Origin of the sequence: Pseudidiomarina andamanensis, assembly GCF_009734345.1 — a bacterium.
In the GTDB taxonomy this organism is placed as follows: domain Bacteria; phylum Pseudomonadota; class Gammaproteobacteria; order Enterobacterales; family Alteromonadaceae; genus Pseudidiomarina; species Pseudidiomarina andamanensis.
Genome location: NZ_CP032551.1, coordinates 1,515,773 through 1,536,200, shown reverse-complemented (window position 1 = coordinate 1,536,200; position 20,428 = coordinate 1,515,773). Strand labels below are relative to the sequence as shown.

Annotated in this window: 14 protein-coding genes and 1 riboswitch; of the genes, 10 read left to right on the top strand and 4 right to left on the bottom strand. The window is 47.5% G+C overall.

Annotated features, from left to right (window positions below):
• Positions 1 to 12 precede the first annotated feature (12 nt).
• The 5 genes from fre to D3795_RS07290 all read left to right on the top strand — a co-directional run bounded on the left by fre (position 13) and on the right by D3795_RS07290 (position 5,679).
• Entirely contained in the window at positions 13 to 711 is a 699-nt protein-coding gene (gene fre / locus D3795_RS07310) for an NAD(P)H-flavin reductase (protein WP_156267500.1), read from the top strand.
• Between the two features lie 23 nt (positions 712 to 734).
• A riboswitch (TPP riboswitch) is annotated at positions 735 to 854 on the top strand.
• 57 nt (positions 855 to 911) lie between these two features.
• Positions 912 to 2,984 carry a TonB-dependent receptor gene (locus tag D3795_RS07305; RefSeq protein WP_156267498.1) on the top strand — a complete coding sequence of 691 codons (2,073 nt, stop codon included), beginning with the start codon at positions 912 to 914 and terminating at the stop codon, positions 2,982 to 2,984.
• Between the two features lie 14 nt (positions 2,985 to 2,998).
• Positions 2,999 to 3,565 (top strand): nicotinamide riboside transporter PnuC, encoded by a 567-nt coding sequence (gene pnuC, locus D3795_RS07300; RefSeq protein ID WP_310942428.1) that lies wholly within the window; start codon positions 2,999 to 3,001, stop codon positions 3,563 to 3,565.
• Positions 3,547 to 4,329 carry a phosphotransferase gene (locus D3795_RS07295; protein ID WP_156267494.1) on the top strand — a complete coding sequence of 261 codons (783 nt, stop codon included), beginning with the start codon at positions 3,547 to 3,549 and terminating at the stop codon, positions 4,327 to 4,329. Before pnuC ends, D3795_RS07295 begins: the two co-directional genes overlap by 19 nt.
• Positions 4,330 to 4,353: 24 nt before the next feature.
• The gene (locus tag D3795_RS07290; protein ID WP_156267492.1) at positions 4,354 to 5,679 is read left to right on the top strand and encodes an MFS transporter permease; all 1,326 of its coding nucleotides are present in this window, start codon (positions 4,354 to 4,356) and stop codon (positions 5,677 to 5,679) included.
• Positions 5,680 to 5,729: 50 nt separating this feature from the next.
• On the opposite strand, the gene D3795_RS07285 is transcribed toward D3795_RS07290, so the two are convergent.
• The 4 genes from D3795_RS07285 to D3795_RS07270 form a co-directional block, all read right to left on the bottom strand.
• Complete coding sequence (locus D3795_RS07285; RefSeq protein ID WP_092857114.1) at positions 5,730 to 5,927, bottom strand: DUF3185 family protein; 198 nt, start codon at positions 5,925 to 5,927, stop codon at positions 5,730 to 5,732.
• A gap of 125 nt (positions 5,928 to 6,052) precedes the next feature.
• Positions 6,053 to 6,526, bottom strand: coding sequence for a Dps family protein (locus D3795_RS07280; RefSeq protein ID WP_156267490.1), 474 nt, complete (start codon positions 6,524 to 6,526; stop codon positions 6,053 to 6,055).
• Between the two features lie 81 nt (positions 6,527 to 6,607).
• A complete protein-coding gene (trhO, locus tag D3795_RS07275) occupies positions 6,608 to 7,537 on the bottom strand; it encodes an oxygen-dependent tRNA uridine(34) hydroxylase TrhO (RefSeq protein WP_156267488.1) in 930 nt (309 codons plus the stop codon).
• Between the two features lie 73 nt (positions 7,538 to 7,610).
• Positions 7,611 to 8,141 carry a phosphatase domain-containing putative toxin gene (locus D3795_RS07270; RefSeq protein WP_156267486.1) on the bottom strand — a complete coding sequence of 177 codons (531 nt, stop codon included), beginning with the start codon at positions 8,139 to 8,141 and terminating at the stop codon, positions 7,611 to 7,613.
• 131 nt (positions 8,142 to 8,272) lie between these two features.
• Between D3795_RS07270 and recC the strand changes: the two genes are divergently transcribed.
• The 5 genes from recC (at position 8,273) to D3795_RS07245 (ending at position 20,305) form a co-directional block, all read left to right on the top strand.
• Positions 8,273 to 11,737 (top strand): exodeoxyribonuclease V subunit gamma, encoded by a 3,465-nt coding sequence (recC, locus tag D3795_RS07265; RefSeq protein ID WP_156267484.1) that lies wholly within the window; start codon positions 8,273 to 8,275, stop codon positions 11,735 to 11,737.
• Positions 11,734 to 15,354, top strand: coding sequence for an exodeoxyribonuclease V subunit beta (gene recB, locus D3795_RS07260; protein ID WP_156267482.1), 3,621 nt, complete (start codon positions 11,734 to 11,736; stop codon positions 15,352 to 15,354). The genes recC and recB overlap by 4 nt, the downstream gene beginning before the upstream one ends.
• On the top strand, positions 15,348 to 17,282 hold the full coding sequence (gene recD, locus D3795_RS07255; RefSeq protein ID WP_156267480.1) for an exodeoxyribonuclease V subunit alpha: 1,935 nt from the start codon (positions 15,348 to 15,350) through the stop codon (positions 17,280 to 17,282). Before recB ends, recD begins: the two co-directional genes overlap by 7 nt.
• Positions 17,275 to 17,691 (top strand): alternative ribosome rescue aminoacyl-tRNA hydrolase ArfB, encoded by a 417-nt coding sequence (gene arfB, locus D3795_RS07250; RefSeq protein ID WP_156267478.1) that lies wholly within the window; start codon positions 17,275 to 17,277, stop codon positions 17,689 to 17,691. The genes recD and arfB overlap by 8 nt, the downstream gene beginning before the upstream one ends.
• A 94-nt stretch (positions 17,692 to 17,785) precedes the next feature.
• Entirely contained in the window at positions 17,786 to 20,305 is a 2,520-nt protein-coding gene (locus D3795_RS07245; RefSeq protein WP_156267476.1) for an acylase, read from the top strand.
• Positions 20,306 to 20,428: the final 123 nt, after the last annotated feature.

Here is a 20,428-nt window from a genome sequence, read left to right as displayed (position 1 = left end):
AACTAAGCTGTTATGAAACAATTCGTGTGTCGTGTTGCGACCATAGAAAATTTGACGCCAACTGTTTATCGCATTGTATTAGCGCTGCCGGAACCCATTGAGTTTCAAGCGGGGCAATATATTCAAGTGGTTATGGGAGAGCGTGACAAACGGCCGTTCTCGATTGCTTCGTGTCCTTCGAAAACTTCAGAACTTGAGCTTCATGTTGGTGCCACGCCAGATAACCCGTATGCGATGGAAGTACTGCAAAAAATGCGCGATACCGGTGCGATCACAATTGAAGCACCGCTAGGCAACGCATGGCTTCGTGGTGACAGTGAGCGCCCACTTATATTAATCGCTGGCGGTACAGGATTTTCATATACGTGGTCAATTTTACAAGCGCACTTGCGTAGTGATTCGAAGCGCCCCGTGACGCTCTACTGGGGTGGACGTAAGCCAGAAGACTTGTACCTCGATAAACAGTTGCAAGAGCTTTCGGATCGTCATGCAAATATGCATTACCGCCCAGTCGTTGAACATGCTCCTGAAACTTGGCATGGCGCGCAAGGCTTGGTTCACCATGCGGTAATGGCTGAACAGACGGACCTCAATGAAGCTGATATTTACGTGGCTGGACGCTTTGAAATGGTACGAGTCATTCGTGACGCATTTCATGCGCAAGGTTTGCCGTTAACCCAACTTTACGGAGATGCGCTGGCGTTTATCTAACCAGTTCTGTTATACTCGCCGCGCAATTTACCAAGGGGTGCCTTGCTGACACAGGTTTGTGCAGTTTGGCTGAGATGCAGTTTTGCAAACCCTTTGCACCTGATCCGGTTAATACTGGCGTAGGGATGGTAGCAATTAAACTCCATTATAAAACCTGCCCGACCGGATTGTTTCTGAACAAGTTTTTGAGGAAATAATCCATGTTATCACCTGCTTTACTATTCGTTGCAGCAGTAGCTGCCGATGACCCAGTTGAACGTATTGCTGTTCAAGGTCAATATCGTTCGTTATACGTCAATGAAGCGCCAACCAGTGTGTCAGTGCTCACTTCAGATGCTATAGGGCAACGTCATGGCACGCATATGGAAGACGTACTAAACGTCGTTCCAAATCTGAACTTCTCTAGCGGCAGCTCTCGTGCTCGCTTTCTACAAATTCGCGGTATCGGTGAGCGCAGTCAGTTTGTTGATCCGATTAATCCGTCAGTTGGCATACTTATTGACGGTATTAACTACAGCGGTTTAGGTCAGGCAGCACAGCTTTTCGATATCAGCCAAGTGGAAGTCTATCGCGGGCCGCAGAGTGGTCGCTTTGGTGCTGATGGTATGGCCGGTATGTTGATTCTTGAGAGCACTAAAGCGCGCGATAAATTTGATGGCTTTTGGCAACTCGGCGCGGCGAATTATGGCGCTGTTGAGGGAGGCTTTGCGGCCGGTGGTGAGCTCGGCGCTCTTGGCCGTGCTCGGTTGAGCGTTTATCAGCAAGCGGATGATGGTTTTACTGAAAATACCTATCTGCAACGAGACGATACGCAATCACGCTCAGAGCGCATCGCGCGGTTTAATTTGTGGACAGATATTGCTGACCATTGGCAGTTACGGTCAACCGCGCACCTGTACCGCCAAGACAATGGTTATGATGCATTTTCACTGGATAATACGCGGCAAACGCTGTCCGACGAACCTGGCGAAGATGATGCAACCATGAAGGCTGCGCGGATGGCGTTAACCTACAGTGGCGCAGAAACGCACGAAACAGTTTTTAGCTACAGTGTGTTAAGCGCTGATACGCTGTATAGCTATGATGAAGATTGGAGTTACGTTGGTATTGCTCCGGGCTGGGAATATTCGTCTACGGATGCATATTGGCGTGAACGTCTTGATCATACTTTGGAAGCACGTTGGTTAAGTACACAACCGATAGACTTGATGGGTCTTTCAACCGACTGGGTTATTGGTTGGTATCATCTTAGTCGTGCTGAAAACTTGCGACGTGAATTCATGAACTGGGATACTTACGCCGATGATATGTTTAACAGTGATTACGAAAGTAAACGCCACGCACTTTACGGCGAAATCACCCAATATTTGAGCGATCAATGGCAGTTGACCACTGGTTTGCGTCTGGAGCGATATCGTAACGTCTATCAAGATTCCAACACGGTGGGAGTTAAACTTCGAGACACCATGCTCGGCGGCCGTGTGAGCTTAAGCTATAGTCCAGCCTTTGGGCAGATGGCTTATTTAACCTGGTCGCGTGGCTACAAAACCGGTGGTGTTAATGCCGAAGCGCTCGGCAAAGCAACAGATAATCCAGAGCTCGAAGACTTTCTGTTACAGCGCTCGAGCTTTGCTCCAGAGTATTTAACTAGCCTAGAAGCGGGTTATAAGTATATTAATGTAGATGATACGCTGTCGCTTAATGTGGCATTGTTTGCACAAAATCGTGATGATGTGCAGCTGAAAAGTTGGATAAACCGCGCGCAAACGTTTATTGGCTACATTGAAAATGCCGCCGGTGGTAAAGTTTACGGTCTTGAAACGGAGTTGAATGTTGCGCTGACACCAAAGGTATGGTGGTTTGCTAACGTCGGCCTACTGAATACAAAGATTGAAGGTTTTGTCACCGAAGATGGCATCGATATGGAAGGCCGCGATCAAGCTCACGCGCCAGGGTATCAAGTTAATACCGGTATCAACTGGCAAGTGACTGAAAACTTAAGTGCTACGGTGCAAGTTGACAGTAAAGATAGCTTCTATTTTTCTGATTCTCACAACAGCCAAAGTGAGTCTTATAATTTATTGCATGCCAGTTTACAGTGGCAAGTTGATGCGTGGCGTATTACTTTGTGGGGGCGTAACTTAACCGACGAAGATTACGCTACTCGCGGCTTCTACTTCGGTAACGACCCGCGTGATGAATATCAACCTACGACTTATGTCCAGTGGGGTGAACCGCGCCGCGTTGGTATAACATTTAATTACGCAATGTAATTGGGAGCGAGAGCTTGGAAAATATCGCCATTGCTTTTGCGTTGCTGTATTTGTGGTTAGCTGCGCGCCAATCGGTTTGGTGTTGGTTAGCAGGGGCAATCAGTTGCGCAATATATACCTACTTGATGTTTCAAGTGCAGCTCTACATGGAGTCAGGGCTGCAAGCTATCTACGTAGCGCTTTCGGCCTATGGTTGGTGGCAATGGCGATTTGGTGAGGCACGAGCTGCCGCGCAAGATGTTGCGGAATATTCTTGGTGGTGGCATGTGCGTGCCATTGTTGTGCTGGCGCTGATAGCGAGTTGCTGTGCATGGTTGCTTGAACGCTATACCGACGCCGACCAAGTTTGGCTGGATAGCTTTACCACCATTTACAGCCTCTTCGCAACGTGGTTGCTAACCCGCAAGTTGTTTTCTAATTGGTTATATTGGCTTGTCATTGATAGTGTGTATATTTACTTATATGCCGTGAAAGGGTTTGAGAAAACCAGCGGGCTTTTTGCAATCTATATCTTGTTGATACTATATGCCATGTGGAATTGGCGCCGAGGTCAAAAGGAATTATGCAGCAACACTGGTTAACAAACTTACCGATACATGGGGTGATGAAAACCGAACCGTTGTTGCGGGGTGTCGCTAATGATGTGTATAAAATCACTTCGACGAGCGGCATCTACGTACTCAAACATTTTCGCTTTGACCATCCTTACGGGCTTGATCGCGACCAAGAAGTTGCCGTGCAACAGATACTGTTTAATCACGGCTTGGCTCCGGAAGTACTTCATTATGACGCAGTTCAAGGGCTTATGCTCCAAGCGTTTATTGAAACGCCTGATCTCGCTCACGACAGTAAATCGATGGGAACAAAAATTCAGCGCCTTGGTGAAATTTGCGCGCACATCCATCGTTTACCTGTCGATGTTCCAGTGTGGTCGTTACGTAGCCGCGTACAGCGCTATTGCGATAATTTAGCGCAGTATGAACCAGAACGAGCAAGACAATTTCAGAAGCGTTTACAGCTACAACGAAAACTATTAGATAGTTTTGGTAATAATCCGGTATTTTGTCACAATGATTTGGCCTTTCATCATGTCTTTCTAAGTCAGCCGCCGCAAGTGATTGACTGGGAGTACTCAGGTCTTGGTGAGCGCTATTTTGATTTAGCCAACTGTATTCAAGTGAATCAGCTTGAACGTTCGGAGCAACGAGCTTTTATTAACGCATATGAAGGCGCATCGGGCGAGCGTGTGGATGTTCAACATTTGCAAAATTGGCTAGAGCTCTCACAAACTATTAGTCAACTTTGGTACGAATTACACCACCACCTGCAACATCACCATCTATAAATTCACCGCCCACGAGGAGAGCTTATGTCGAAGCTTACCGACCGCATGTACGGATTGTTAGCTGAGGATGAAGATGCTCGTGTCTGCAAAGATATTCCAGAGAGTGCTTGTAATGATCAACCGCAAGCCTTTATGGCGCACTTATGGTCGCTAACACTAACTAAGCTAGGTGATTCACTCGTTAGCGCTCGTTTGGTATTACCGTGGATGCTAACCGCACTAGGAGCACCCAGTGTATTCATTAGTGCACTGGTACCCTTGCGTGAATCGTTAGCGTTGCTGCCACAATTATTTATTGCACAACAAATGCGTCAAACGCCCATTCGAAAATGGTTTTGGGTGGTGGGTAGCGTCGGGCAAGCATTGTCGCTACTTGGTATGGTAGTCGCTATTTTACTTGCCGAAGGTACCTTATTGGGCTGGGCTGTCGTCACATTGCTGGCGCTATTTAGTTTATCTCGCGGCGTATGCTCGGTCGCCATCAAAGATGTGCAAGGCAAAACCATTTCGAAAACTCGGCGTGGCCGCTTGTCTGGGCTCGCTGCTTCAGTTGCAGGTTTTCTATCTTTGGCGACAGCTTTGGTCATCATTTTTGCACCCGAATATACAAATGTCGGTCAACAAGGCGATGCTTGGTTATTCATCCTGTTGCTGAGTTTTGCCGCATTGTTGTGGTTAGCTGCTGCAGTTATTTACGCTAGTGTACCGGAAGTACCTGGAGCGACTGAAGGCGGTGGTAATGCTCTCGTTGAAGCACTCAAATCGATTCGATTGTTGTGGCAGGATAAAAATTTTGGCCAGTTTGTTCTCACACGAGCCCTGCTGGTGGCTTCCGCGTTTGCCATTCCATACATTGTCGTCATGATTCAACGTAGCGGTGAGGGGAGTTTAACGAGTCTAGGTGGACTTATGTTAGCAAGCGGTTTAGCCGGCATGTTGGCGGGGCGGTTTTGGGGGAAATGGTCAGATAGCGCCAGTCACCATGTCATGGCAGCGGCGGCCGCAATGGCAACATTTGTGATGGCTGCAGCTCTCGCCTTGTATGTGTTAACTCCAGAGTTGTTAGCGCAGCAGTGGTTAGCGGGGCTGCTTATTTTTAGCGCCGCTGTAGCACACCACGGCGCACGAGTCGGGCGTAAAACCTACTTGGTAGACATGGCAACTCAAGAAACGCGCGCGCAATATACAGCCGTATCCAATACAGTAATCGGTATTGTCTTATTGCTAGGTATTCTGCTTGGTGTGTTAGAGAGCTATGCAGGCGTTGAGGCAGTAATTGGTCTACTCATAATCTTAGGTATTGTTGCATCGCTTCGCGCTCTTAGTCTGCCAAACGTGCAGCAGGACTAGCGCAACAAAAAAGCGAGCCATTAAGGCTCGCTTTTGATTAACACTTGCTTTTACTTGCCGCGAATGACGCCGTATAAACCGACAATCACAGCAACAGCACCACCAATTAAGTACCACATTGCTTCGTCGGTGGTTTCGCCAGTAAGCGCTTGAGTGGCTTCAGAGGCAACTGAGTTATACGCTTCCCAACCAAAATACAGCAAAATAACACCTACCACTAACAGAACGATTCCAATGACTTTGTTCATCGAATTTTTCCTTTTTATTTTCATGGATTAAGGTACTACCGATTCAGCATAGCAAAAATAATAGATTTTGCGAAAGGGATAAAAAAACCGCGCTAAAAAGCGCGGCTTTTTGGACTAGAAAAGGCTTAGCCTAAGTATGACGTCAACATCCAAGCAGTTTTCTCTTGCTCTTTAATGTAGTCACTCATCAATGAAGCAGTACCTTCGTCACTGGCTTCGCCGGCAATTTCAAGAATCTCGCGTTGCAGGCGAATAACCACGCGATAGCTATCAAGAATTTCACGTACACAGGCTTTGCCATCGTGAATGTCTTTCGCTTCTTGAATATCGCTCGCTTTGATATACGTTGAGTAAGCATGCAAAGGGCGTTGACCCAAAGTGAGAATGCGTTCAGCAATTTCATCAATTTTCAGCAGTAAGTCATTGTAAGTTTCTTCAAACTTGGCATGTAACTCGAAGAATTCTTGACCTTTAATGTTCCAGTGAAAACCACGAACATTCATATACATCACTTGGTAGTTTGCCAATAGCTGGTTTAAACGCTCGGCAAGCTGCTCAGCATGATGTTGGTCAATTCCAATCACATTCAATTGTTGCATGTTTAACTCCTTGTTTGGATTTAACTTATAACTTGTATCTATGGGTCAGTATAGACCATTTCAAGGCATAGGTAGCAACGACTAAACCCGATTGAGCTCATCGACTTTGCCATCACGGATGTGTTGTTCACCCCGTTGTTTGGCCAACTGAATTTGCTTTTCACGTTCTGCAAACCGTTGTTTTTGCTCAGGAGTTGTCTTGTCATGACAATGTGGACAGCTCACACCTTTCACATAGTGCTCTGACTGCTTTTCTTCGTCAGTAATCGGCATCCGACATGCATAACATTGATCGTAATCACCTTGTTGCAAGCCGTGACGAACGGTTACACGTTGATCAAATACAAAGCAATCGCCGTTCCAGGTGGTGTCTTCTTCTGGTACTTCTTCTAAGTACTTTAGAATGCCACCCTTAAGGTGATAAACCTCATCAAAGCCGATTGACTTGAGGTACGCAGTTGATTTTTCACAGCGGATACCGCCGGTGCAAAACATGGCGACCTTTTTGTGCTTTTCAGGATCGAGGTGATCTTTCACGTATTGTGGAAACTCGCGAAACGAGTCTGTTTTTGGATTAATTGCGCCTTCGAAAGTACCAACTGCATACTCGTAGTCGTTACGTGTATCAATCAGGAGAACTTCAGGATCGCGAATTAAATCGTTCCAGTCTTTCGCATCAACATAGGTGCCCACCACATTTTTTGGGTCAACCCAGTCAATACCCATGGTCACGATTTCTTTTTTGAGTTTTACTTTGGTGCGGTAGAACGCCTGCTTATCGCTTGGCGATTCTTTATGCTCTATATCAGCAAAGGCTTCTTGGCTGCGAATAAAAGCTAAGACATTATCGACACCTTCGCGGGTGCCACAAATAGTACCGTTAATTCCTTCTCGAGCCAGCAACAACGTACCTTTCACGTCGTTGTCGATCATGCAGTTGTAGAGAGGCTCACGAAAGGCTTCAAAATCATTAAATTCCACAAACTTGTAGAGTGCGGCGCAAATATACATCTGTTATTTCCTTCTTTGGCGATTCGGAACGTAAATCCGAGGTCAAAATTTGCGCGCGCATTCTACCATAATTTTATTCGCTAAGCAGTTTTTGTACGGGTGTTTCCAGACTCTTTAATCCGTAATCGCGCCCAGTCTGCAGCGCTTGCTCTTTGCTGGCATTCTCAAACCAAGCGCTGTGCAACGCCATCATCGCGCCAACACGGTTACTGCTTGCACAGTGAATTAAGGTGGTTTGGTTCTGTGTCGCTGACAATGCGCGGTCAAAATCGGCAACGCTTTCACGGGTTAGATCACTTGGCCCGCCAACCGGCACACGATAATAATCGAGTCCGAGCTCCTGCGCCCATAGGGCTTCTTGATCGTCGTTATTCATGTCGCTGTCGGTTAGTAAATTGATAACGGCAGTGACACCTTGCTCTTTTAATTTCACGAGATCTTCTTTTGAAGGTTTACCGGAGGTGAAATGTTGCTCATTCGGATGATGAATATTTGGTACGTCGGCGACGGCAACAGGAATTTTATTTACTGGCTGCTGTTCGTCACAGGCGGATAAAAATAGGACTGATAGAAGCGCTAGTACTAAGAGATAAAAGCGTTGCATGGTGAGACTCCTTACTCTGGTTCATATTGCCTTAAATATAGCGACTATGTGGCATAAGATCACCTTGGATTTGGCTGGTTTACAGGCCGGTATTTGGTTAGGATGACAATTACACATGCAGAGGAACAGTCATGAGTCAGCTTACCCCAGGATTTATTGTTGCCCATAGCCATCGGTTACAGGATTTAACTGACCTTGTGGTGTCAATTAATCGCCAATATCCCATCGGTGCTCTAGAGAGCGAAACCATACTGGTGCAATCGAACGGTATCGCACAGTGGTTAAAGCAGCATCTTGCTCGCGATTTAGGAATTGCGGCAATGGTTGATGTGACTTTGCCAGCACGATTTCAATGGCAAGCTTATCGTGGGGTACTGGGTAATGATTTGCCTCGGCATTCACCATTTGACAAAGACCGACTGACCTGGCGAATTCTACGTTTACTGCCGTTACATCTTCATGAGCCTGAATTTGAGCCGTTACGACGCTATATGGCCGATGATGTGGAACAGCGGAAATGCTTCCAATTAAGTGAACGTCTTGCTGATTTGTATGATCAATACCAAATTTATCGTGCCGATTGGCTAAGTGATTGGGCTGCTGGCGGCTCGCTAGCGGTCACCGAAGATCAACTATGGCAACCGCTACTGTGGCGTTATTTATTAGCTGATGTCGGTGATTCGCGCTGGAATAACCGCGCCTATTTGCACCAACAATTTATCGATAGCTGTCGCGAGCTTGCCGCTGACGAACGTCCATCAAGTTTACCACCTCGAGTGGTCGTGTTTGGTATCTCGAGCTTACCGAAGCAAACGCTCGAGGTATTACAGGCGCTGAGCCGATTCACGCAAGTGGTTTTGTGCGTGCACAATCCTTGTCAGTTCTATTGGGCTGATATTATTGATGGTAAAGATATTTACGAGAAAGAAGTAAGAGCACGGCATCAGCGTCGTCATCAGGTAACTGTTAACCCAGATGAGTTACATGCTTATAGCCATCCGTTGCTGGCATCGTGGGGTAAGCAAGGACGTGATTATATTCGGCTACTCGATTTATTTGACGAAACCAACGAATTACGTCATGAATTTCCGACGTTAAAACTCGACATGTTTGAGCAAGAACTACCGGAGCAACCATCGGTACTTGATGCGATTCGTTATGATATTTTGCAACTCAATTCGCCGCAAGAAGCCCAGCAACAGTGGGAGCACTCAGTATTAGACGATAGCGCAATCCAATTTCATTGTGCGCATAGCCCACAACGTGAAGTCGAAATTCTACATGACCAACTACTTGCACGATTTGCCGCAGACCCGAACTTAAAACCTCGTGACGTGATGGTGATGGTGCCAGATATTGATCAATATGCACCGCACATTGATGCGGTGTTTGGCCGCTATGAGCGCAACGACTCGCGATGTATTCCGTATAGTTTAGCCGACCAAGGTGCACGGCATCAGCATCCGATGTTAATTGCTCTTGAATATATTTTGAGCATTGGCCAACAACGCGCGAATGCCAGTGAAGTATTCGATTTACTACAAGTTAGCGCTATTCAAAAGCGATTTGGATTCCGCGATGATCAACTCGCTACTTTGCAGCGGTGGATTGATGCATCTGGCGTACGCTGGGCTCTTGATGAACACCACCGCGCACAGCTCCAATTGCCGGCAGAGCAGCAAAATACCTGGTTGTTCGGCTTGCAACGCATGTTATTTGGCTACGCTGTCGGCGAGGTTGAAGGGTTTGAGCCCGGTTGGCAACACATTGAACCACTTACTGATGTTGGTGGTTTAGATGCTGATGTTGTCGGAGCATTGCATCAACTGGTCATGGTGCTGTGCGAACACTTTGAGCAAGCCACCCAAGAACGTACGCCAGTGCAATGGGCAACTTATCTGAATGAACTCCTCGGGCGTTTGTTTACGCCTGAATCAGATGCCGATGTGGTGTTGCTGAATCGGCTTCAGCAACGCCTACAGCAATGGCTTGAAGCCACACAAAGTGCCGCCCTTGATGAACCCATAGCCTTAACTGTGGTACTTGAAAGTTGGTTAAGCCAAGTCGATGAACCGAGCTTAAACCAGCGTTTCTTAGCCGGCCGCGTTAACTTTGCAACGCTGATGCCTATGCGCGCTATCCCATTCAAATATGTTTGTTTATTGGGCATGAATGATGGTGACTATCCGCGAACCCAAAAACCTTTCGATTTTGATTTAATGGCGCGTGATTATCGCCCAGGCGATCGCTCTCGTCGTGAAGATGACCGATATCTATTTCTGGAAGCTATTCTATCGGCACAACAATTGCTTTATATCAGTTGGCAAGGTCGAAGCATTCGTGACAATAGCGAAAAACCGCCGTCGGTATTAATCAGTCAATTTCTCGAGCATATACAGCAAGTCTATGGCGAGCGCAGCGATGGCACGCCTTGGGTGGTTGAACATCGACTGCAGCCATTCCATCGTGATTATTTTATGTTGTCGCAGCCACAGCTCAATGCTCGATTTAGTTTTGCTGATGAATGGCATGTTGTACACCATGAATCAACAATGGATGTGCCACAACATCAACAACTCGCGGAATGGATACCACCTCGGGCTCTTACCGTGAAACAAGTCAGCGATTTCATGAAAGAATCGGCAAAGCTGTTTACTCAGGTGCGTCTGAATACCTATTTGAGGGAGCAAACCCATACGCTGCGCGACGAAGAGCGATTTGAGATGAATGGTTTAGAGCGTTGGCAATTGCTCCAGCCCACTTTGCAACAAGCTATGCGGATGCTGCGTGAACAACGCGACGTAGCCACAGCCGAAGCAACCATTGCAGCCATGCTCGAGCGCTATCAGCGTGCTGGCGAGCTGCCACTCGGCGCGTCAGGGTTAGTGATGCGAGACAATCTACTGTCTGACACACAAGGTTTGTTAGAGCGAGCGAGTGAATTGTTCAATGCTTATCAAAACCGAGTGGAAACAGTGCAAATTGCGCATCAGTTTGACAATGGATTAAGCATTGAAGCGACGTTCCCGACACTGCAACAAAATAGCCAAGGCGAGCGACTTTGGTTGCAGGTAACACCATCGGTGGTTGTTGATAACCAACGCAAGACGTATCGACCACGGCCACAGCATGCCGTGCAGCTATGGCTTGAACACCTCTTGCTCAATTCGCTTCATGCAACCCACAGTTGCTTGTTGGGACGAGAAGGTGTGATTGAATTTGCACCGATGAAACAGCAACAAGCGCTGGCGTTGTTAACCGGAGTGATGGGCTGGGTTCATGCGGGGCTGCAGCAACCGCTACCGCTGGAATTAGAAACGGCATTTGCGGGTATCAAGGAAAACTATAAAGACTGGCAGCAAGCCTTTACCGAGGAGCCGATCAACGCAATACATTCAAAAGCTCAAGAATTTTATGATGAGTCAGGGTTCAATCATACAGCGCAAAAATTACGTGCCGTTTATACCGCGCGGTACTTCCCAGATTACGCCAGTTTGACAGCTTCTGGAATATTGAATGATATGGCGCAAGCGCTTTACCAGCCGATGATGCAGCATTTATTTTTAGGTATGCCAACAGCGGAGGTGGCAGGATGAATTCAATTAATAAACTGCAGCCGCTGACGTTTCCATTAGATGGTAGTCGATTAATTGAGGCAAGCGCCGGTACCGGTAAAACCTACACCATTGCGGCTTTATATTTGCGTTTAGTGCTTGGGCATGAATGCCAGCGCTGCTATACCCCAGATGAAATTTTGGTCGTGACCTTTACTGATGCTGCGACTGAAGAATTGCGTGACCGAATTCGCACGAACCTAAGTGAAGCCGCTGCGTACTTTCGCGGCGACATCGATGTACGCGACCGCTTTTTGCACGCGTTGAAAGCGGCCTATTCCGAGCATGAATTGGCAAGTTACGCACGTCTACTTGATTTAGCAGCGCAAGCGATGGATGAAGCTGCAGTACACACCATTCACGGTTGGTGTAATCGAATGTTGCGTGAGCATGCATTTGCCAGCGGTAGTTTGTTTACTCAGCAACTGAATACAGATACGCAAGCGTTGTGGCAACAAGTTAGCGAAGATTATTGGCGAACATTTGTTAGTGTTTTTTCGGAATCAGAGATCGAGCAATATCAACTTGTCACCAAGGAATTTTCAGATCCTGAAGCGCTGTTGCAAGCTGTAAAACCTATTTTAAATCATGGGCAACCAAGCGGGCTACCTGCACCAGCTGCGGTATTACAAAAAACGGTGCAGGCACAACAGGCTATTCGAGAAACGTTTCATCATGCCAAGTGGCCGCAATGGATTGACGAAGGTGAAGCTCTTTTAGCTAAATTGCGAGATGAAAAACGCTTAAACGGCAACAAGATGCGTGCCGACTCAGTGACGAAATGGTTGGCTCAGTTACGTGAGTGGGCCGCCTCTTTGCATCACGCGAATGCGCCATTAGTACCTAGTCTTGAACCAAAAACCGGTTGGGATCGATTCACCGTTGATGGTTTACAAGATGCCGTGAAAGAGGACGTGCCTGAGCATCCATTGTGGCAGCAATTTACTGCATTACGGGAGGCGTTTGAACAGATTCCGACACCGCGCTCAGGACTTTTACAACACGCCGCGCAGTGGTTCCAGAAACACTTTGCAATGCTTCAACAGCAACGCGCAGAGATGGGTTTCGATGACATGCTGACACGTTTACGCTATGCCTTGTATGGTGAATTTGGCGGAGCGCTTGCGGATACCATTCGGCAGCAATTCCCGATAGCGATGGTTGATGAGTTTCAGGATACTGACCCGGTTCAGTACGCAATTTTTGATAAGGTCTATCAACTTGAAACGCCCCAAGCCGGCACAGGCATATTTCTGATTGGTGACCCTAAACAAGCTATCTATTCTTTCAGAAACGCCGATATTCATACGTACCTAAAAGCGCGCAGCGCAACCACTGGTCGACATTACACTTTGGCGACGAACTATCGTTCAACCCAAGCGATGGTTGATGCGAGCAATGCACTGTTTTTGGAAGCGAAAGATACCCCGAAGGGACCATTCCATTTTCGCGACCCGGCGTCTGGTGATGACCCCTTGCCATTTATTCCGGTGGCAGCAAACGGACTGAAGCAACGATTCGAAGTGAATGGGGTTGCGCCAGACGCTTTGCAGTTCGATTGTTACGTGGCGGAAGGGAAGCAAAATAACGCTAACTTAAACGCCATTATGGCTAATTGGCATGCCGAACATATCGCGCAATTGCTCAATAACCCGCAGGCAGGTTTTGTTGAAGATGGTGAGTTACAGCGGGTTAAACCGAGCGATGTGGCGGTACTGGTAAACAGTGGTACCGAGGCGAAGATAATTCGCCAAGCGTTGCGTGAGCGGGGCGTTCAAAGCGTCTACTTATCTGACCGGGATTCGGTATTTAGTAGTCCGCTTGCGGTGGAGTTATTGCGAGTACTCCAAGCTTGCGCACAACCACGAGATCCGAGCTTGCTGCGAGCTGCTTTAGTCAGTCAACTATTGGCTTTATCGTTGACAGAAATTGATCAAAGCCTGAACGATGAACTGCGCTGGGATAGCTTCGCTGAGCGAATACTGTCCTATCACGTGCGCTGGCAGCAGCATGGTGTGCTTGCCATGATTCAACGCTTATTGCACGACTATGATGTGCCAGCGCGATTACTACGCGAGGTTGATGGTGAGCGGCAATTAACAGATTTGCTTCATATGACCGAGCTACTGCAGCAACATGCTGCTGTAAGCGAGGGGATGTCGGGTGTCTTGCGCTACTTAGCCGAGCATATTGAGCTAGCGCGAGAAGGGAACAGCACCGATTCAAAAGAGCAGCAAGTGCGTCTGGAAAGCGATAGCCAACTGGTACAAGTCATTACGATTCATAAATCGAAAGGCTTGCAGTATCCACTTGTCTATTTGCCATTTATTGCGTGTACCAAAACAAAAGACAAACGAATTAAATTTCCGGCTGTCTATCACGACAATGATGGGAGCATTCAAGTTGCCTTGGCGGGCGATGATGAAGCCATTGTAACGAAGCTCGATCAAGAGCGACTGGAAGAAGATATTCGTAAACTCTACGTCGCGGTGACCCGAGCCCAGTTCGCCACGTTTATTGGCCTTGCACCGTTTAATACATTACACGATACCGCCATCAATTATGTGCTTAGTGGCGGTGGTGAATTAGCGTTATCGGATTGGCAACCGCCCCGGCATTGTCATCGTAATGAGGTTGCCGAAGACATCGCACGAACATCCTATCACCCGCATCAGGATACTTTGCCGGCGCTCAACTATTGTCGCATGCCCGACGGCTTTCGCTTCGAGAGTTGGTGGGTCGCTAGTTACAGTGCTCTGAAGTACGGTGATTGGGTGTCTGTTGATGATGTAAACAGTGCCAATGCGCTTGAAGAACAGCACGATCACGTGCCACTTCAAGAGGCAGCTCCAAGCCTCAATACCATTCACAGCTTTCCGAAAGGCGCTGATGCCGGTACGTTTTTGCATAATTTGCTTGAAGATGCGGCTGAAGAAGGCTTCTCACTGTTACTCCAAGATGCGCCCAACCTGCGGGCGTTCGTTATTGAGCGGTCACAGTTGGAACCTTGGGCAACGCACCAAGATGTGTTGATGCGCTGGTTAACGGCGATGCTTGCGACGCCAATGCAATTCAACGATACCAAATTGAAGTTAGCTGATCTGCGGCAGCTACAAGCGGAGCCAGAATTTTGGTTTCCGGCACCTGAACTGGACGCACAGCACATCGACGCCTTAGTTCGTGAGCACGTATTGTGCGGCTATGACCGTCCTAAGGTGTTGCCGATGCAACTAAATGGCATGCTCAAAGGATTTATTGATTTGGTATTTGAGCACAATGGTAAGTATTACGTGGCTGATTATAAATCAAATTATCTAGGTTCAAATGAGGCCGCCTACACCGAGAATGCGATGCGCGACAAAATATTGAGTAGTCGCTATGACCTTCAATATGTCATTTATTTGGTTGCGTTGCATAAACTACTCAGCGTGCGTCTTGGCGAGCTCTATGACTATGATCGCCATATTGGCGGCGCTGTGTATTTGTTTTTACGCGGTATTGAAGCACCGACTGCTGGCGTGTTTTATGACAAGCCACCGCGGCAGTTAATTGAGCAATTAGCTGAGCTATTTAGCGAAGCGGAGGTGCTTCCATGTTAGAAAATCTGCAACTTTGGTATCAGCATGGCTGGATTCGAGCGATTGACCTCAGCTTTGCGCAGCAATTAGCTAAGCAACTTGAGGACGATCAAGAGGCTGTGGTGTTATTAGCTGCATTCGTGAGTTATCAGCTGGGACGTGGGCATCCGTGTCTCGATTTAGCTCAGTTATACGCTGAACCTGAGCAAACGCTTGGCTTGCCTCCAGAACATGCATCGGTTGAGAGTCTGCAGGCGTGTGAACTACCGCAACAGCTGTTATGCAACGTCGCGGGAGCAGAATCATTGGAGAGTGCAGTGCAGGTGTTGCTGGAATCACCAGCGGTTAACAATGATAACAGTCCTTTAGTGTTGCAAGGACAACGCTTGTATCTGCGTCGATATTTTCGTTACGAACAGCAGATTAAAACCGACTTAGCAGCACGTATGAAAGCGCTGCAACCGGTTAATCTTGGGCAATTGAAGCATGTTTTAGATGAGTTGTTTGGTACCCAACAAACCATCAGTTGGCAACGCACCGCATGTGCGATGGCGATGCGTAGCTTGTTCACTATTGTAACTGGTGGCCCAGGTACCGGAAAAACCTATACTGTTGTGAGGCTTTTAGCCACGTTGCAAAAATTGCGAGGGCAGCCAGAACCGTTGCGAATTCGGCTCGCTGCACCAACCGGCAAAGCAGCCGCGCGAATGAGTGAATCTATAGGCAACGAATTACTTACGTTAACGAGTATTGATGATGTGAAGGCCGACATTCCAACCGAGGCGGTTACGTTACACCGGTTACTTGGAACATTGCCGAATAGTCGCAGTTTTCGCCATCACAAAGATAACCCGCTTCATACCGATGTCGTCATTATTGATGAAGCATCGATGGTAGATATTGAAATGATGGCTGCTGTTGTTAATGCGCTTCCGCCGCGGGCACGGCTCATTTTACTCGGGGATAAAGATCAATTGGCTTCGGTTGAGGCTGGCGCCATTTTAGGCCAGTTGTGCGAACAGGCCGAGCACGGGCATTACACGCCAGAGTTAACTGAATGGTTAAATGCGACGACCAATGTCGCGTTACCAACGGACAAAACCGATGCAAGCGGCGCTGAATGGCCCTACTTGCAACATACCACCATGTTTCATGAAAGCCGCCGCTTTGATCCTAATAAGGGCATTGGCAAATTAGCCGATGAAGTGAATCGGCAGCAACATGTTTGGTTGGAGCAATGGTTGCAAGACAGTGACGCAATGGCTGCAGCGCACGTTGAATTTGATAACATACGAATGCGCGCCGTACCACGGCCGAATCACCAGTCGGTTCAACAACTGGTTGAACAGGGCTATGCGCCCTTATTAAAGTTAATTGAGACACGACCCGAATCAAGAAACGCTGAAGAAATTGATGTTTGGGCTGCAAAAATTCTCAAGCAACTCGAGCAATTTCAGATACTAACAGCTGTACGCGAAGGCGAATGGGGGATGCACCAATTTAATCAACGCATTAGCTACTGGCTATTCGGTGATCAAGCCGCCGAGCATGGCTGGTTTGAAGGCCGCCCAGTGATGGTGACCCACAACGATTACAGTCTTGATTTGCGTAATGGTGATATTGGTATCGTCCTACGCCGTGAACCGAATGAACCATTGCGTGTTGCTTTTCCAACCACAGATGGCACCATACGTTGGTTGTTACCCAGCCGTCTTACGCAAGTTGATACAGCATTTGCGATGACGATTCACAAATCGCAAGGGTCGGAATTTTCTCATACGGTTATGGTGTTACCCGAGCATGATGTACCAATTCTAACTAAAGAATTGTTATACACCGGTATTACCCGTGCTAAACAGCAGTTTACTATGGTCTGTGCGCATCCTCAGTTAGTATTAAAAGCGGTTCGCCGGCGGATACAACGAAGTGGAGGCTTAGCCAATGGGTGATATTCAAATATCCCAACGCGTGTTGATTCCGGAGCGGGAAATTGAGTGGCAGTTTATTCGGTCATCAGGAGCGGGTGGACAAAATGTGAATAAAGTATCGACAGCGGCTCAATTGATATTCGATATCCGCGCCTCGTCACTACCGGATATGTACAAAGAACGATTACTCGCTCTTCGTGATCATCGCATCACGCAAAGTGGCAAAATTATTATTAAGTGCCAAGAAACACGCAGTCAGTTAACTAACCGTGAGTTAGCGCTTGAGCAATTCGTCGCATTAGTTCGTAGTGTTGGCGCAACCCGCAAAAAGCGAATTCCTACCAAGCCCTCTAAGGCAGCCAAGCAACGTCGCGTTGATTCCAAGAAAAAGCGCGCATCAATTAAAGCAATGCGCGGCAAAGTTGATTAATTTTTGAGCTTGCAGCTCCGACCAGTTCGAGCCATACTGCGGTTGTTTACAAGTTTTATACAAACTTAAATTCTCAGAACAACCAGGTAAGCTCATGAAAATTAGAACTAAAAAAATCAACTTGCTCACACCGTTGGTGTTATCTGGCGGCGTTTTTTTACTCACCGCCTGCGGCGATAGCTCTAGCGAGACAGACACGTCATCAGAACCTCTTACGCCAATATCTGGTATTGCTACCTTTGCACCGGCTGGAAATCTCAGCGCTGATGTCACTTGGACCAACTATGGTGTTCCGTATGTTAAAGCAGACGACCTAGAGAGTTTAGGCTTTGGTGTCGGCTACGCTTTTGCCCAAGACAATCTATGTATCTTGGCGGATCAAATCGTCAAATTTAACTCGAAACGCTCATTCTATTTTGGGCCTGATGCTGTGCCTGGTTCAGGCGATTCTGGAAACTTACTGACTGACTTTGGCTTTTTAACGCTGGGTATTCGCGACAATGCAGAAGTCGGCTTTGAGCAAATTAGTGAAAAAGCACAAGCGTTATTGACTGGATACGCTGCCGGTTACAATAAGTATATTAATGAAACCCCCGAAGCGGACATGGATCCAACATGTGCCGGCCAGCCATGGGTACAAGACATCACCCCGATTGATTTGATGACTTATGCCCAAGGGGTCGCTTTACTACCGGGAGCCGCTAACTTTACTGGCCCACTATTTTTAGGTGTACCGAATAACCAAACTTTTGTGACGAGTGAATCGGGCGAGCCGGTGGTATTGAATTTCGATATCAGCACAGTGGGTATTCCCGATACAAACCCGACAGAGTCAGGTTCTAACGGCTGGGCAATTGGCAGTGAGCTTAGCGCAACTGAGCAAGGCATGTTAATTGCGAATCCACACTTCCCTCATACCGGGAACCAACGTTTCTGGCAGTTCGGTATTGAAGTACCAGGGCACCTCAAAGTTGTCGGCGGTTCACTGTCTGGTATGCCAGGTATTGTGAATATTGGCTTCAATGAAAATGTGGCATGGACACACACATTTTCTACGGCGTCACGCTTTACCATTCATCGTCTGACACTAGACCCTGAAAATAGCGAAGGTACCAGCTATATGCTCGACGGTGAAAGTGTACCGATGACTACAAAAACTCACGATATTCGCGTGGCAACAGGCCCTGGTACTTATATGACGCTGCGTAAAACCAGCTACTACAGCGAATTTGGTCCAGTTATAGTCATTCCTAATGCACTGCCATGGGGCACCGATGGCACTGGGCAAGACGTAGCTTACGCATTGTATGATGCGAACCTGCCAAACTATGATTTGTTTGATCATTGGTTAGGCATGAATATGGCTGACAGCATTGAAGCCTACAAGCAAACCTTTGTCGACTTCACCGGTACGGTTTTCAACAATGCGATGGCAGTTGATGCGCAAGGTAATGCGTTCTTCACCGATGGTTCATCAGTGCCACATATTCTTCCAGATGCGTTGGCTGTATGGGCTGAAGATCCGCTGTATCAAGCACTAACAGAGCAAGCTGGATTATTCATTTTTCCAGGCGATGATAGTGCGTTTATGCCACAAGGTACCGTACCGTTTGATCAGGCGCCGCAGCTTGAACGCAACGACTTCGTACAAAACTCCAACGATAGTTTCTGGTTAACCAATCCGGCTGCGCCAATTGAAGGGCTTTCACCGCTTTGGGGACCGGTTGGTAATCAACAGTCGCTGCGTTCGCGCTTAGGACAAAAAATGCTGGCTGAAGGTGGCTCAGTAGACGGGCGTTTTACACGTGAAGATTTGGTCGATCGCTTAATTGGTAATCGCAACTACCTTGGTGAAGCTGTGCTGGAAGATCTTCTGGCGTTGTGTGAAACACAAGGGGCAACACCTGTAACGATGGCGGATTCAAGTACTGTGGTTATTACCCCAGCTTGTGATGCGCTCGCTTTGTGGGACGGCCGTATGAATCTTGCGAGTCAGGGTGCAATGATGTTCCGCGAGTTTGCCTTTGAATTTAACCGTGACCCGCAATGGCAAGTTGCCTATGATCCTGAGCAACCGACCACCACCCCAAATACTTTGGCGGCGAACAACACTGTATTGCAACAGTTAGCGACTGCACAGCAACGCATTATAAATGCGGGTCTAGACCCTGCAGCATCACTTGGCAGCGTACAATTTGTTGAGCGCAGCAATCCAGATGGCACGCCATCGGGTGTGAAACTGCCGTGGGGAGGTGCCAACAACATTGAAGGTGGCTTTAACGTATTCCGCAGCAATATGGGCAATGATGGCACTATATTACCGCGTCATCGTTATCCATTATTGCCGGGCTCAGATTTGAGTGCCGAAGCTGGTGGTTACCACATCACTTATGGCTCAAGCTGGATGTTTGCCATGGAATTTACTGCGGACGGTCCTGAAGCCGAAGGGTTATTAACGTACTCGCAGAGCTCAAATGTATTGTCTGATCATTATCTTGATCAAACCTTGTTGTATTCTGAGCAACCGCAATTGCGCTCACTGCATTTTCAGCAGGAAGATATTGATGCAAATGCGGCTACAACAGCCACATTGAGTGGTGATAGTTTACGCTAATAAAGACATGATAAACCTCGAAAGGGCAGCTGAGATTTCTCAACTGCCCTTTTTTATTGCCAGTTTAGATCAATGTTTTTTAATTTAGCTATTGACGAAATACAAACCATTGCACATAGTCAA